At 36.7% G+C, this 14,488-nt stretch carries 14 protein-coding genes and 1 pseudogene; 8 read left to right on the plus strand and 7 right to left on the minus strand.

Annotation, left to right across the window (positions count from 1 at the left end; translation table 11 throughout):
- Positions 1-70: 70 nt before the first annotated feature.
- Positions 71-991 (minus strand): annotated as a pseudogene (locus H6G79_RS24095) (DUF4351 domain-containing protein).
- On the opposite strand from H6G79_RS24095, the gene H6G79_RS36525 reads away from it, so the two are divergent.
- The gene (locus H6G79_RS36525; protein ID WP_206758805.1) at positions 985-1,131 is read left to right on the plus strand and encodes a hypothetical protein; all 147 of its coding nucleotides are present in this window, start codon (positions 985-987) and stop codon (positions 1,129-1,131) included. The pseudogene H6G79_RS24095 and the gene H6G79_RS36525 overlap by 7 nt on opposite strands.
- Here the strand turns inward: H6G79_RS36525 and H6G79_RS24100 are convergent.
- The 6 genes from H6G79_RS24100 to H6G79_RS24125 all read right to left on the minus strand — a co-directional run bounded on the left by H6G79_RS24100 (position 1,109) and on the right by H6G79_RS24125 (position 4,404).
- Positions 1,109-1,882, minus strand: coding sequence for a DUF1036 domain-containing protein (locus tag H6G79_RS24100; RefSeq protein WP_190592354.1), 774 nt, complete (start codon positions 1,880-1,882; stop codon positions 1,109-1,111). The genes H6G79_RS36525 and H6G79_RS24100 overlap by 23 nt on opposite strands.
- A gap of 239 nt (positions 1,883-2,121) precedes the next feature.
- On the minus strand, positions 2,122-2,496 hold the full coding sequence (locus tag H6G79_RS24105) for a hypothetical protein (protein ID WP_190592353.1): 375 nt from the start codon (positions 2,494-2,496) through the stop codon (positions 2,122-2,124).
- A gap of 76 nt (positions 2,497-2,572) precedes the next feature.
- Positions 2,573-2,740, minus strand: coding sequence for a hypothetical protein (locus tag H6G79_RS24110; RefSeq protein WP_190592352.1), 168 nt, complete (start codon positions 2,738-2,740; stop codon positions 2,573-2,575).
- A 136-nt stretch (positions 2,741-2,876) separates the two neighbouring features.
- On the minus strand, positions 2,877-3,044 hold the full coding sequence (locus H6G79_RS24115; protein WP_015112690.1) for a hypothetical protein: 168 nt from the start codon (positions 3,042-3,044) through the stop codon (positions 2,877-2,879).
- Positions 3,045-3,167: 123 nt separating this feature from the next.
- Positions 3,168-3,608, minus strand: a complete 441-nt coding sequence (locus H6G79_RS24120) for a hypothetical protein (RefSeq protein WP_190592351.1) — start codon at positions 3,606-3,608, stop codon at positions 3,168-3,170.
- 241 nt (positions 3,609-3,849) lie between these two features.
- Entirely contained in the window at positions 3,850-4,404 is a 555-nt protein-coding gene (locus H6G79_RS24125; protein ID WP_190592350.1) for an AbfB domain-containing protein, read from the minus strand.
- A 338-nt stretch (positions 4,405-4,742) separates the two neighbouring features.
- Here H6G79_RS24125 and H6G79_RS24130 point away from each other — a divergent pair, with 338 nt between their 5' ends.
- The 7 genes from H6G79_RS24130 to H6G79_RS24160 all read left to right on the plus strand — a co-directional run bounded on the left by H6G79_RS24130 (position 4,743) and on the right by H6G79_RS24160 (position 14,297).
- Complete coding sequence (locus H6G79_RS24130) at positions 4,743-5,807, plus strand: tetratricopeptide repeat protein (RefSeq protein WP_190592349.1); 1,065 nt, start codon at positions 4,743-4,745, stop codon at positions 5,805-5,807.
- Positions 5,808-6,634: 827 nt separating this feature from the next.
- Positions 6,635-7,999: an AAA-like domain-containing protein gene (locus tag H6G79_RS24135; protein WP_190592348.1), complete on the plus strand. Its 1,365-nt coding sequence runs from the start codon at positions 6,635-6,637 to the stop codon at positions 7,997-7,999.
- A 16-nt stretch (positions 8,000-8,015) separates the two neighbouring features.
- Positions 8,016-10,133, plus strand: a complete 2,118-nt coding sequence (locus tag H6G79_RS24140) for an AAA-like domain-containing protein (protein WP_190592347.1) — start codon at positions 8,016-8,018, stop codon at positions 10,131-10,133.
- A gap of 17 nt (positions 10,134-10,150) precedes the next feature.
- Positions 10,151-10,687, plus strand: a complete 537-nt coding sequence (locus H6G79_RS24145) for a GNAT family N-acetyltransferase (protein WP_190592346.1) — start codon at positions 10,151-10,153, stop codon at positions 10,685-10,687.
- Positions 10,688-10,734: 47 nt separating this feature from the next.
- Positions 10,735-11,742 (plus strand): zinc-binding dehydrogenase, encoded by a 1,008-nt coding sequence (locus tag H6G79_RS24150; RefSeq protein ID WP_190592345.1) that lies wholly within the window; start codon positions 10,735-10,737, stop codon positions 11,740-11,742.
- A 73-nt stretch (positions 11,743-11,815) separates the two neighbouring features.
- On the plus strand, positions 11,816-13,984 hold the full coding sequence (locus H6G79_RS24155; RefSeq protein WP_190592344.1) for a pentapeptide repeat-containing protein: 2,169 nt from the start codon (positions 11,816-11,818) through the stop codon (positions 13,982-13,984).
- Between the two features lie 82 nt (positions 13,985-14,066).
- A complete protein-coding gene (locus H6G79_RS24160; RefSeq protein WP_190592343.1) occupies positions 14,067-14,297 on the plus strand; it encodes a hypothetical protein in 231 nt (76 codons plus the stop codon).
- Positions 14,298-14,488: the final 191 nt, after the last annotated feature.

The following is a 14,488-nucleotide window of genomic DNA, read 5'->3' on the forward strand; positions in this document are numbered from 1 at the left end:
GAGCGATCGCTCTCAGAAATACTGCATGATTGTAGAGTGCGATCGCTCCAACTTGATCAAAATTAATAGTTTACTGATTGGTTGTATCTTGTTGTTGCCTTAACCAAGCTTCTAAATCTGCCACTGTGGCAAAATCTAATAATGCTTCTCCCAGAGATTCCAATTGTTCAATAGATAATCCTTGAATTTGCTTGATTAAAGATATATCGATTTCTCCCAACCGCCGATTTAACTGGCGCAGAATTAGTTGTTGTTCTCCCTGTTGTAAACCTTGTTCTAAACCTTCCTGTCTAGCGCGTTCTCTATCTTCCTGATACAGTGGTGCTAATCTCATCACTAACTCCCGATCATCTGTTTCGATATTCTGGTTAATTCGCAAATTTTGTTGCAGGCTATAGAGTAATTCTAGCGTCACTCTTTTGAATGGGTGAGTGATTGGGAGTGTGACTAATTCATCAATTGCTTGCTGCTGTAACTTACCACGTCCTAGTATTCTCAGCCATAGTGTTCCGGGAATAGATGGTAACTGATGAATTGCAACTATGATTGTACGGAAATACTTGGGTAAAAAGTATACTCCATCTCCCCAATCTAATTTTAGTTGCCCACCATACCCAGAAATGATATTTTTGGAGGCTGTGGGTGTGAGTATCCACAGTTGAGGAATTTCTGCTTCTGGTATTTTAATTTTGTTGCGTTTTGCTTCTCGTTGGATTGCGCTTTTGATTTCTAATAATTTAGAGATACAATCGCCTATTTCGTCTATTGATGCAGGGTTGCGAAAGGGTTCAAAGATGGCTGGTGTTGTGGCCATTCTGCCTAATATTCCCAATGTGGCTAAATTAGCTGTTTGGTTGGGAATTGGTGTGAATAACACGTCTATTTCTTTGACTTCGGCTGCGACTCGACTTGGTGCTTGGACTGTTCCGAATGGTTTGAGGAGTTCTTCTAGTTAGTCTTTGGAGAATTGGTCATGGATGAATCTTGTCATTCCTTATGGCATCAGCAATGATGATTTATGCTATTTTACCAAAGCGATCGCCTGCCAAATCAGTAGATCCGGTGGGCGATCGCACTGAAAAATCTTTGCTCATACTAAAAGTGAATGTTATCGAGTTAAGTTATAAGTAAACTCTTTGTTGTTGCCTACATCTATTTTTCGGAATCCTTCGCTTTTGATTTCACAAGTCTTACTATTAGAAAGCTTAAATGCTTGATTACTTACACAAAATCTCGACCTGCCATTCCATGCCAAGTTTTCTGAAGTACCATAACTACGGGCATAAACGTAGTAATAACGATTTTTCAGACTACTAGAATAAACCCTAGCACATTCTCTCGGCGATAATTTCCACCATCCTTCAGCATACCATTTGTTATTTTCTGCATACCCAATGGCAGTAGTGACTGATACATTTGTTTGATTACAAATTTTTAATCCCTGACTGTTTGTTATCGAGCTATCGCTAATAGCTTTATTACAGTATTTTGATTCTAGGGTATTCAAACTGTAAGTATTTAAATCTAATGATTCTTGTTGAGCCAACCGACGAATATTTTGAATTTGACTACAGTTATCTATTGCTTGCTGGTTATTTTGATACAATAATGTCCAGTTTGATGGTGCTTTAGGCCCACAAGTAATATCCTCAAAAGCATTAACGTTACATATACCTCCCGGCCAATCTGCACAAGCCATCTGTCCAAAAGCATTTTGAACACAGTTATAACCGCAACGCTGTTGCCCAAAGGCATTAGTGATACATCCTGCCTTTGGGATGTTTTGTGCAGTTACTATAGGTGTATCCTGAATAAATAAATATAAGTTTTGTACGATTGTAAGAATTACAATTCCCGAAAATGAAGAAAAGGAATGTACCATACATTTTTTCATGGTTTTCAAAAAAGTGTTCGCACGTACTTTTTACCTATTTAAAAAAGCATCGACCTCAGTTACACTTGCAATTTAGGAGGTAATCACACCAACAACACAACTTATTTCAAAATAGCGATCGCCCTCAGTTATCTTTGCTGACTCTGGAGGGCGATATCTCCTTTTTAAAGGTATATTATGGTAACAAACTTATGACAGTACATAAATGTAACTAGCATTTGATTTTACTAGTTTACAACAGCACTCACTTCAACCCGAATGAGTCCTGCTAGTTCATTTGTTACCTTCATATAAAGAATTATTTTTTTCTTTTCTAATGCGAGTCTATATTGAAATTTTCTGGCATCATTCTTGCAGTTATCAACACATTTGCCACTCACGCTCTTTATACGACCATCAGGTTGCCAATCAAGTTTATATCTAACCCAACCTTGTCCTCTTGAAGCATTATATTCCCAATCTTGAGATCCAGCTGCACCATTGGCAGAGAGAATAATATCTTGTTTTTCGATTTCGCTGGCTAGTGCAATTGGATAGCCTATAAATCCAGAGATTAAAGTACCAAAAATAATGGGCAAGCCAACAGATTTTAAATTTTTCATGATGGTATTTTTCCTTGTCAACATTTTTTTCAAATTAGCAACTTTTTCGTTACACTGAACAATTTCAAAATTACTCTTATGCAGTTGGTAAAATAGCTACAAGAATAACTGCAAAAATTCCAAACAGAAATCCAAGTACAAGCCACAGTGCTGCGTTTCTACCCTTTCCTTGTGCAATTTGCATAGAAACACAAGCAAAAAACGACGCACAAATTAATGATAAAATTAATAAATCAACGCTCATTACACTCCTGTTTAATCTGAATTTAATTAGGACTTATGCAAGAACTCTCTCAAACTCTTATAACTTCGTGTTCTTTGCGTCCTTTGCGGTTCGTTTTTTCCTAATTTTGCGTAAGTCCTGATTTAATAAAAAATTACTAAAAAACGCCATCAAAAAATTCTTTGCCCATTCTTATGGATGTAGCTGTCATCACTAAACCACCAGTCATAATATGAGGTTGTTGCCCTGTAAGACCTACTATTGCCGTACCAGAGCCAAAAACAAACATTATTACAGTTAGCGTTTGTCCTATTAGTTTTCCCATTGTTAGTGTTACCTTTTTTCAATTATTTAAATTTGTGTTTTCTCTGCAAGTGAGCTATGTATGCCTCTAAAAAGAGTTAATTGCTAAGAGCGATCGCATTCTTTTTTGGGAAAAATATAAATTTTATAACGAACCCAAAATAGAGCCTAAAAGATCAGATAAATCTTTGGCAATTTCTTTTTGATATGTAGGTTCGTCCATATTTAAACAGGTATTTACTAGGCTGGAATGATTTTCTGTGCGACCTTCAAACAACCTGAACCGTGTATTTTTCAAATACCCATAAGCTTGACAAGCATTATCACTACTAGCAAATGAAAAATATTCTTGAGAACTTGTAATTTCTTGTAACATTGCTCTCTTAACTTCTGGAATGGTACTGCTATTAGCCCAGTTTATTGATTCCTGTGTATCTACCAGAGATTCACCTCTAATAGCCCTACCTGCATTGACTAAATAAGCGTATGATTCTGCAACTGCTACACGGGTTTGGGCTTGTGCTGGTGTAGCGGAAATTAAAAAACAGGTGAACATGAAAGCACTAAAAATATTGAACTTACGCATGATTACCTCCTGAGTGGTTGTCAATTGATTGGAAAGCTTTCACAAATTTGTGCTTATATCAATAGAACGTCGCAGATATCTTTACCTATTCCATGAAGGTGATCGCATGAAAAAATCCGGCTGATTCATCAGCGCGATCATAAATACTTTCACCTATTTCATGATGGCGATCGCATGATAAAATCTGGTTAATTGATGAGCGCGATCGCGCCTACTAAGTTGGCTTATTTCAAGTATTTCACTACTTATACAAAGGATTAGTGCGATAAAACGTTGCATCTTGTCTGAAGATGTCTCGTCCATCTGCTGCTTCTACCCATAACTCAAAGTTCTTGTGTCGTATATAGTGACCGGGTAAGTTAAATGATTCAAATGAAACAGTAGAAAAATTGTTACCAAATAGTCCATTCACAATACAAAAAGTAGCATCTTCCTTAAAAAGTTGCTGATTGCTTCTTCTTGCCAACTTTAGCCTTAAATTTTCATGTCTCAAAAAGTGACCGGGAAAGTTGACTGATTCAAATGACTTACATTGACTATTTGCTAATCCTGGAACAAGTTTGTAGGTTGCATCTTTTCTTCCCAGTTCATTATTGATTGGTTCTAAGTAGCCCAAGAAATTTTTATGGCGAATATAACGATTGGGAGCGTTATACGATTTGAAAGAAAAGAAACTAGATTTACTCTTACTTTGGGAAAAAACTGATGTAGATGTGGATGTCAGAAGGATGGCACAGACTGACACACTTAAAGTTGAAACACTCAAGAGCTTTTTTAGGCAATTAAATTTCGTCATAATGCGAATTTGTCACCTGGGGATAGAGACAATAAGTTTGTGACTAAAAATATACTCACAAGTGTGACATAATGGCGTATAGCTGTCAATCATAAGTTGAAAGTTTCATACAACGCAATATAAATACAAATACGTGTAAATACTTTTAATTAAAATCAAATAACTTTAAACTAGTTGTTGTGAGGCAATTCTGAGAACTAAAAGCTCAAAGCGTTACTTAATAAGCATTTCAAATGATAGTAATATTTATATCCGCCTAATTACAGAGGGCGATGAGGTTAATTTTTATTAAAATAGTCACAAGTGTGAGTTAACTATAAGGCTAGTAACAGTAAAGCATGAACCAACAACAATTCGAGGTGATATTTGAGAAACTGACAAGCCGACGAAAAGAGGTATTGCAAAGGATACTGGCTGGTGAGACGGATGCAGAGATAGCTGCGGCGATGAATATTGGTGAGCCTAGTGTCAGAAAATTTATTGAAAGGATATGTCAAGAGTTTGGGCTAAATAGTGAACATTCTGATAGCCGTCGCTACAAACGCTCAGAGTTAGTGACACTTGTTGCCAAACACAAGCCTGACTTACTCAGTGAGCGTCATCCTGAAGTTACACATCAAGTAATAGTAGCAGAGACGGAAGATACTGATGATGCTAATGTGACTGAATTCATTATGCAACTTCTGTCAACGCATCAACCCATAAATGAGGAATTTACTAAATTTATTCTGCGGTTTAATTTCAATGAACAGGAGAAAAAACAAATGCCTAAAGCTCTAAATAAAATTGGCTATGAACATTACTTAAATAGTGATTTTAATCAAGCGTTATCTTATCTAAAAATTGCTGTGGAATTAAAACCAGATTTTGCTTCGGCTCACTATAATTTAGGTGCGACTTATGAAAAGTTAGACGACTGGAATCAGGCTTGTGAACATTATAAAATTGCGATGCAATATCAAAACCGGGCGGCTGATGCAGCGATTAATAATTTAGCTCGGTTAGATATTTTACAAGGAAACAATGCGGCGGCGATAGAATTAATTGAGCCAATTTTATCAAGAGTGAAAGATAACACCGTCAAAGCAGCGTTACATAAGAATTTGGGTTGGGCATATTTTCAGCAAAATTTTTACCCACAAGCTAAACAACATTTACTCATATCATTAGAATTAGAAATTGATTATGCTGCTGCTTATGGTTTATTGGCACAAGTGCAAGAAGCACAGGGAGATAAACAAGACGCAATTTTATCATGGCAAAACTTCCTAGAATCTTACTCTCATGATCAACAGTTAAAAAGAGTGCGTTGGAAGTTACCAGAATTAGAGGTTTGGAAATTGAATGCTATGAGAACTGTCAGTAGTCAAAATTTTCAAAATAGCGAGATCCCAGACTTCTGAAAGAAGTCTGGGATCTAGAGTTGATAGCTGGATGAAAAACATACTCTACTATAGAAACCCAATTTTATTTCTGAAAAAATTTCAGTAACGCACCGGAAACTTTGCGTTAGATGCGTTACGCTGTCGCTAACACATCCTACAATGATTTATAAAAATCTCTCTCCCTTGTCTACCCTGTCTTCCTTATCTTTGTTATTCGCATATCAACTAGGACTACTATATCAATTTGGTGGAACAGTTGGATCATCTTCCTCTTCTTCATCTCCACCAATAACGCTGTGTTCAATAATTGCTGATGCTGATATTATCATGGTTCATTTCTCCATTCACCTTACTGACATTTAAATCAAGAGGAAGCGAGGAAATTTCTATGCTTTTGAAGTTGATTGTTAAATTTGCCCCGGTTTATTGTTGTTATTATGTCGGGAATTTCCTGAAATCCAAACACGAAAAACTAGGGAATATTGTGAGGTGAATGTAAGGTTTTTCAGCCTGAAGCAAGAAAAAGTAGGGAAAAGTAAGGTGCGGAGTAGATGTGTAGCGCCTGATGGTTAGATATCGCTTGATTTAAACATGACAACTACCCAGACAGGACTTACGCACCAAAATTGTCTGTGGGGATTGGGTGCGGGGGTGAAAGGGTATGGGGTGTATGGGTTTTGAATACTTACACCCATACACCCTCATACCCCTGTACCCTGTTCTAAAACCTTATTTTTTCGTTTTTTGCGTAAGTCCTACTAGATACTCGACTTTCTAAAAAAGTGGGATATCTATGGCTTGCAAAGTGCGGTAAAATTCTACTTATTTATATTGATATATAACCTATGCACTCCGAAGAAAAAATTCCTTGGGAGGATATTAAGAAATTAGTTGATGCTATCGTATTTCAATCTACTAAGAAGTATCTTACTGACTTAGAAGTGAAAGTATTAAAAGGTAGTTGGGAGGGTAAAAAATATGATGATATTGCGAGAGAGTTAAATTTAACCAATACATATATTCAAAATGATGTTGGTGCTAAATTATGGAAAAAACTTACAGATGCTATCGGAGAACCTGTGAGTAAAAGTAATTTTCGCCAAGCACTAAATCGCGCCAAGGAAAAGCAAAAATCACAACAGATATTTCCATCTACTAATCTGCGAGAACTTCCTCATCATCCAGTTCCCCTCAATTCTCCTCTCTATATAGAACGGTACTCACCAGAATCGCTGCATTACACTGTAGAATCTTTTTGTTATGAAGCGATCGCCCAACCCGCAGCACTCATCCGCATCAAAGCACCAAGACAAATGGGCAAAACTTCCCTACTGGACAGAATTCTGGCTCAAGCACGCAACTATGGTTATCGCACAGTACGTTTAAACCTCCAAGATGTAGATGAAGTAAATTTTAGTAACTTAGATAACTTTTTGCATTGGTTTTGTGCATACATTAGCCTAGAACTAAATATTTGCGATCGCGTCCAAGATTATTGGAAACAACCCATAGGTAGTAAAATTAGCTGCAAAACATACTTACAAGACTATATATTTCCGCAAATAAATACCCCCTTAGTCTTGGCTTTTGATGAAGTAGATCGTATTTTCAGTTATCCTGAAGTGTCTCAAGGCTTTTTTGGACTACTGCGAACTTGTCACGAAGAAGCAAATAACCGATATATCTGGAAACAGCTACGACTGGTAGTAGTACATTCCACCGAAAATTATGGGCTATTGGATATCAATCATTCACCGTTTAATGTCGGAGAATCTATAGAATTAACTGAATTTACATCTATCCAAGTCCAAGATTTAGCACAGCGACATCAAATTGATTGGAGTCATGATTTAGTACAGGAACTCATGGCGATGGTAGGAGGACACCCATATCTAGTGCGGATGGCGTTTTATCATTTCGCTCAACCAACCCCAGGAAAATGGGGAAGTTTAGAACAATTGTTGCAAGACGCTCCTAGGGACACAGGAATTTATAGTCAACATTTGCGCCGACACTTAGGAATTCTGCGAGCAAATGTCAAATTAGCAGCCGCATTCAAACAAATAATTAGCACAATTGAACCTGTATCATTAGACCCAATATTAGGATATCAATTGCACAGTATGGGACTAATTAAATGGCAAAGTAATCAAGTCATACCACGCTGCGAGTTGTACCGACAATATTTTAAAGAACGTTTGGTAGATTAAATAATTAAAAGTTGCTATGAACCCTGATACATCATTTAAGTCAGCTTTTAACTATTACAAAGTTGGCGGTAGCTTATCTCCAGAACATCCCAGCTATGTCAAGCGACAAGCAGATACAGAACTATATGAAAGTTTAAAAAATGGCGATTTTTGCTGTGTATTTAATTCCCGACAAATGGGAAAGTCTAGCTTGCGAGTTCAAGTCACAAAAAAACTAGCAGAAGAAGGCATCAAGTGTACTTCAATTGATATGACAACTATAGGCAGTTCTGAGCAAATTTCCGAAAACTTTTATGCAGATATCACTTTTGAATTATGGTCGGCTTTTTTAGATGATGTATCTAACTTTTATCCTTGGTGGAAAGAACATCAACTTTTATCACCATTGCAGCGATTAAGTCAATTTATTGATAAAGTACTGTTAATAACAATAACCCAAAATATTGTGATTTTTATCGATGAAATTGATAATTTAATCAATAGAAAAGCCAAAGATGAATTTTTAGAATTTATTCGTTCCTGTTATAACCAACGTGCAGATAAACTGCAATATAAACGCATTACATTTTGTCTGTTGGGTGTAGTCACACCATCAGATTTAAAGGATAAAGAAGGGATACCTTTTAATATTGGTAAAACAATTGAGTTGGCTGGATTTAATTTAGAAGAAGCCCAACAATCTTTAACCAAAGGATTAGTGCAGAATGTCGATGCACCCGAAATAGTTTTACAAGAAATCTTATCTTGGACTGGTGGACAACCATTTCTGACGCAGAAATTGTGTAAACTGATTCTAGAAAAAGGAGAAAATACACAGCTAAATATTGATGCACTAGTAGAAAATTACATAGTTAAAAATTGGGAATTTTATGATGATCCAGAACATTTAAGAACAATCAAAAACCGATTACTAATCGGTAAAATATCAGCTTATAACCGACTAATAATTTATCAACAAATATTGCATAAGCAATACATAGATGCTGATGATAGCACTGAGCAAATATCATTACGCTTATCAGGGCTAGTAGTTAAACAACAAAGTAAATTAAAAGTTTGTAATAAAATCTACGAAAATGTTTTTAATCAAAGTTGGGTTGAAAAAAATTTAGCTACACTACCACAACTGTTAGATGTAGATGTCAATACTGAATTAAAAAGTTCTAACATTTTAAATTATAGTTTGCTAGTACCCATAGCTCTTATTCTGGCTATCATCAGTTCAATTTCTCTGGGTTTTTCATACATAGTTGTTGAAAGTCAGCCGTGGAATCAAGCCTATAATAGTAGTAATATAGGGGCTATACTTGAGTGCCTTAGAGTCTGCTTTTTATTGACATTAGAAGTATATGTAATTTGTTCAGAGTTTAGTCAAGAAGCAATCCAGTTAATTCAGGAAAAAAGATTATATTTAAGACGTAGAGTTACATGCTTGGTAGGATTTATCTTTTGTTTAATGTTGGTATTTCATCACTTTTGGTATGGGCCGCATCAACTCTTAGGAAATAGCCAAGTAACTACAGAAGAATATTTTAATCAGTATCTACTACCTTATATATGGTATTTTCCTTACTCGATTGTTAACTTCATCGTTATAGGTGTTCCACTGTCTAGCTTAAGCATACATGTTGTTATAGAAGATTGTAACAAGCTTAGGATAAAAATCAAAAAATATAAAAATTATTTGACTCAAGTAACAAATGAAATATCTTTATTATCTTATATTGATAACAATGAAATTATCCAACAATTTAAACAAATCTACTGGTATTTTTATGAAAAAATTAACCGACCTCTGAATTTGCTCTTAGGTATTGTAATTCTGATTTATTTTGACGCAACATTCAGTAAAAGCACATTATCTCATAGTGCCTACTTCTGGACACAATTATTTTGTATATTCGGTTTTATGACTCCGGCAATTGTGTTGATTTTGTGGGGATTATTAGCATATCGAAAAAGTAGGGAAGATACTATTGGTGTTTTATTTAATTTTAATTGTGATTTCACGGAAATTGAAAGTCAGTATAGTACATTTAATTTATTAAAGAAAATCGTTAGGTCGAATATTTTTTTAATTACAATTTGTATAATCTGTTGTTTACAGATTATCTACACAATCTTTAAATTTTAGGTTTCCTTACTTGAATTATGGTGAAAATCTCGAAAAGAAAAGTTACTAAGTCTGAAGCGGAGTTACTTGTTAGACAAATCAAGCTCACACCTAACATTATTGGTTATTCCTTAACCGAGTGGATGGCAGCAGAAAATATAATAGTAGCTGAAGACGAAGAAGGGAAAATGCTAGGAGTTTGTTTAAATTATGATATTGATAAAGATTGGTATAAAATAGCAGCTTTATTTGTATTTGAGGAATTTCGCGGAAAAGGCATTGGCAAATTATTGTTTTATGAATCATATAAAGATGCTGTAAGCAGACACAAGCATTTATATACCATCAGTGCTAATGAAATTGTTATAAAAATGATGAGAGATTTAAATTTTTTGTTATTTGACAATTTATTAATGATGCCTAAAATGGGTAGTCAACATAAATGGATATTATGTTGGCATTCTCTAATATGGATCATGAATTTTTATAGAATTAAAGAAATAATTAGGAAATCAATAGTTTATCCGCATCATACCAACTTTGTTTATGGTATTCATATTGCTCAGTGTAAATAAAGAAAAGAAAAGAACAAGCATCTAGTGTCAGCCAGGAGGAAAGTATTGTGAAAGCCGTCTTAATGACAGCAGCCGGTAGTCCCGAAGTCCTGCAATTACAGGAAGTACCAACCCCTATTGTTCCTTTGGATAATAGGCAACTTTTAGTCCGCTTGGTAGCGGCTGGGGTGAACCCGATTGATACGAAACTGCGTAAACGTGGCACTTTTTACCCTGATCAAATGCCGGCAATTTTAGGATGTGATGGTGCTGGTGTTGTGGAAGCGGTGGGTGTTGGTGTACAAAAGTTTCGTCCAGGGGATGCGGTGTTTTTCTGCTATGGTGGTTTAGGTGGATACCAAGGTAATTATGCAGAATATACGGTTGTCGATGAGCGATTTGTGGCGCGTAAACCTACATATGTGTCTTTTGCGGAAGCCGCAGCCGCACCGTTAGTATTAATTACAGCTTGGGAAGCTTTATATGAACGGGGAAGATTGGAACCAGGGGAACAAGTACTAATTCATGCTGGTGCTGGTGGTGTAGGACACGTAGCTATACAACTGGCAAAACTCAAAGGTGCGGCTGTTGCTACAACGGTGAGTACTCAGGAAAAGGCGGATTTTGTGCAGCAACTTGGCGCAGATTACCCGATATTTTACAAACAAACAGATTTTGTTCAAGCTACTTTAGATTGGACTGGTGGCGGAGGTGTAGATTTAGCGTTTGATACCGTTGGTGGTGAAACTTTTCAAAAAACCTTTCCGGCGGTGCGGGTGTATGGTGATATTGTGACGATTCTGGAACCTGATGCGAATACGGTGTGGAAAACGGCGCGGAATCGCAATCTCCGCATTGGGTTGGAATTGATGCTAACACCGATGTTGTTGGGACTGGATGAAAGTTTGCAACATCATGGGGAAATTTTGTCACAGTGCGCGACTTGGATGGAACAAGGGAAGCTGAAAATCCAGGTTAATCATCAGTTTCCGTTAAAAGATGCAGCAAAAGCCCATGAATTAATTGAAACTGGTGCGATCGCGGGTAAAATTGTCCTGCTGATTAGTGATGAATGATTGACATTTGAGTAATTTATTTCTTCCAGTCCAAAATACGCTGAGAAAAGCGCAGAGGTTCGCTCACAATCTGATGTTTGTGTGCCTCTGCGGTTTATTTTTGAGTTTTTCGCTACCTGCGTCTGCTGTCGCCGCACCAACGCAACTAGTACGCACGCCTCTAACACTGGAAATTTTACAAGAAAGAATAGGTAAACCAATACTCCGCGAAGGTAATTTAACTGTTGATTTGCGGCAAATGGTGATTGATTTGCGTCCAGAGAATAGCAGTTTTCGAGATGCTTTTTATCAGTTGCTGCGGAAAGAATTGCAAAAGGCGGGTGCGAAACCTTTGGGTTTAGACTTGAGTTATTCTGTAATTCAAGGCGATTTTATTGGCAGTGATTTGGGTTTACGTACACCTTTATATGCTCAGGCGATCGCACCAATTTTCACTGCTACTGAACAAGCACAATTAGAAAGTTTACGTCTGGTTTGTTTACAATCACTAGCCATTACTTTACCCAATTCTAAAGATTGTCGCTCACTCTTGGCAACTGATTCAAATACCTCTGGCGAAATTAATGTTTTTCGTGGCACTTTAACGATGGTAAATACGAGGTTTAATGGACAAGTTAATTTTCTGAATACTTTCTTTCTTCAGGCTGTCGATGCTCAAAATGCCATATTCTTACAATCAGCAAACTGGAGTGAAACTAGATTTAGTCGTTTGGTTAGCTTTATGAATGCCACTTTCCGCCAAGGAACTAATTTTCAAGGTGGGATTTTTTTTGATAATGTTAATTTTAAACAAGCCCAATTTCAAGAACTGGCTGATTTTCGTAGTAGTTTTTTTGTTCAATCTGCTAACTTTAATCAAGCTTTGTTTAAGCAGTTGGCTAAATTCACTAAAGTGCAATGGCAAGGTAATATTAATTTTGCAGATGTTCGCTTTGCTGGTCAAGCCCAATTTACTAAAGCCAACTTTAATCAGTTTCTGTTATTAACAGAGGCGACTTTTGAACAAGCTGTGAGTTTTCGGGAAGCCCAATTTAATCAGCCTGTGAATTTACGCGGTGCTAGTATTCTCAATTTAGCAGATTTTAGTGATGCAATTTTTGCGAAAACTGCTTTTTTAAATGTGCCAGGATTGAGTTTTAATTCTAACCAAGCCAAAATCTTAGGAAATCTTGGTCAAATTGGTAAGAGGTTTTGTGTAGCAGGTTTACAAGGTAATCAAAATGTTTTGCGGAATTTAAGCCAGAATTTTCGCCAGCAACAACAAATTGCTGATGCTAATCAATTAGAGTATCTCAAACAGCGACTTAGATTAATTGAGTTGAGTCAAAGGTTGTTAAGAACAAATATTAATAGTGCTGCAATAACTCAGTTGATAAATTTGGGTTTTTCCGCAACCCAAGCAGAAGAAATTATTAACCGTCGTCAGTTCAGAATATTTCGTAATAGTTCTGAGTTATTAACTTTAGCAGAAGCAGATATTGATTTAGAAACATATCATAAACTGAGCGATCACCTGAGTTTTGGTGAACCTCTAGCTTTAGGTGGATGGATATTACAAGCTTGGAGTTGGTTAGCTTTAAGTTTACTGCTATTACTAAGTGGTTATGGCACAAGTTTTTGGTTAGCTTTTGGTGTAGGTGGTGTAGCGATCGCGTATTTTGGGTTACTCTTTTGGTTAGTAGATCGTTGTCGTCGTCTTCATCCCATACCAATAGTTCCCACCTACTACGAAACTGTTGCGATATTGTTAGGTTTTAGTTGTATAGAATTTTTCAGTTTATTAGCTATATTCCGCAATGCCGAACAGCCTTGGCTAACCTTGGGATGTTTATTGATGATTATTATCCCAGTGCCAATCACTTTAATAATTCGATTATATCAACAAGGACGCTATCATGACTTAATGGATGTTTCTTACTTCACCGAAGATGGAACATTCCGCCAATTGCGATTATTAATTGGACGTTTACCAGTGATTCCCCGCAATCAAACATTTCGGGAAAGATATATGCCATTATTGAGCGATCGCCGTTGGAATTGGTTAAATTACTATGACTTTAGCCTGAATAATTTAGTGCGATTAGGATTTAATGATATTCGATTACGTGACCAACATTTACCAGGAATTATTGCTACCCTTGCTTGGTATCAATGGAGCTTGGGTGTACTTTATATTACCCTCATTTTGTGGACGCTTTCTCGTACAATTCCTGGATTAAATTTACTGATTTATCTAAAATAAACAATTTGATCTGCGTACTCATTCGTATCGCATTAGTGGTCTCGACTTCACTCAAATTAATGGCTTTGGCACTTTGACTGTCATGCAAGCTCGTCTCGGCGTTCCCAATGCCATCACTGCTGCTGCCCATAAATTGGCACGTATCTTTTATCGCCTTTGGACTTCTGGAGATACATTTATTGACGCTGGTATGGATACTTACGAACAACAGTATAAAGAACGGATACTCAAAAACCTCAACCTCAAGAAAAAAGCTCAAGCTTTTGGCTTAGAACTCATTCCTATTTCTGATCCCACGCAATGTGTTTCTTAAGAGTTAAGAGAAGAGAGAAGAGAGAATAAAAACTAAAAAGCTCCTTAGTTGTAGAATTGTACTAAGGAGCTTTGAGTGTAAAAAGAGACCTGGCGCCGAGCAATTGTGGCAGGAGGCGACCCTCCAACTATCGTAGCCGCAGCAGCGTTTCACCTCTGAGTTCGGGATGTATCAGTGTGGTTCCACCGCGC

This window comes from Anabaena sp. FACHB-83, from assembly GCF_014697485.1.
Lineage (GTDB): Bacteria > Cyanobacteriota > Cyanobacteriia > Cyanobacteriales > Nostocaceae > Nostoc_B.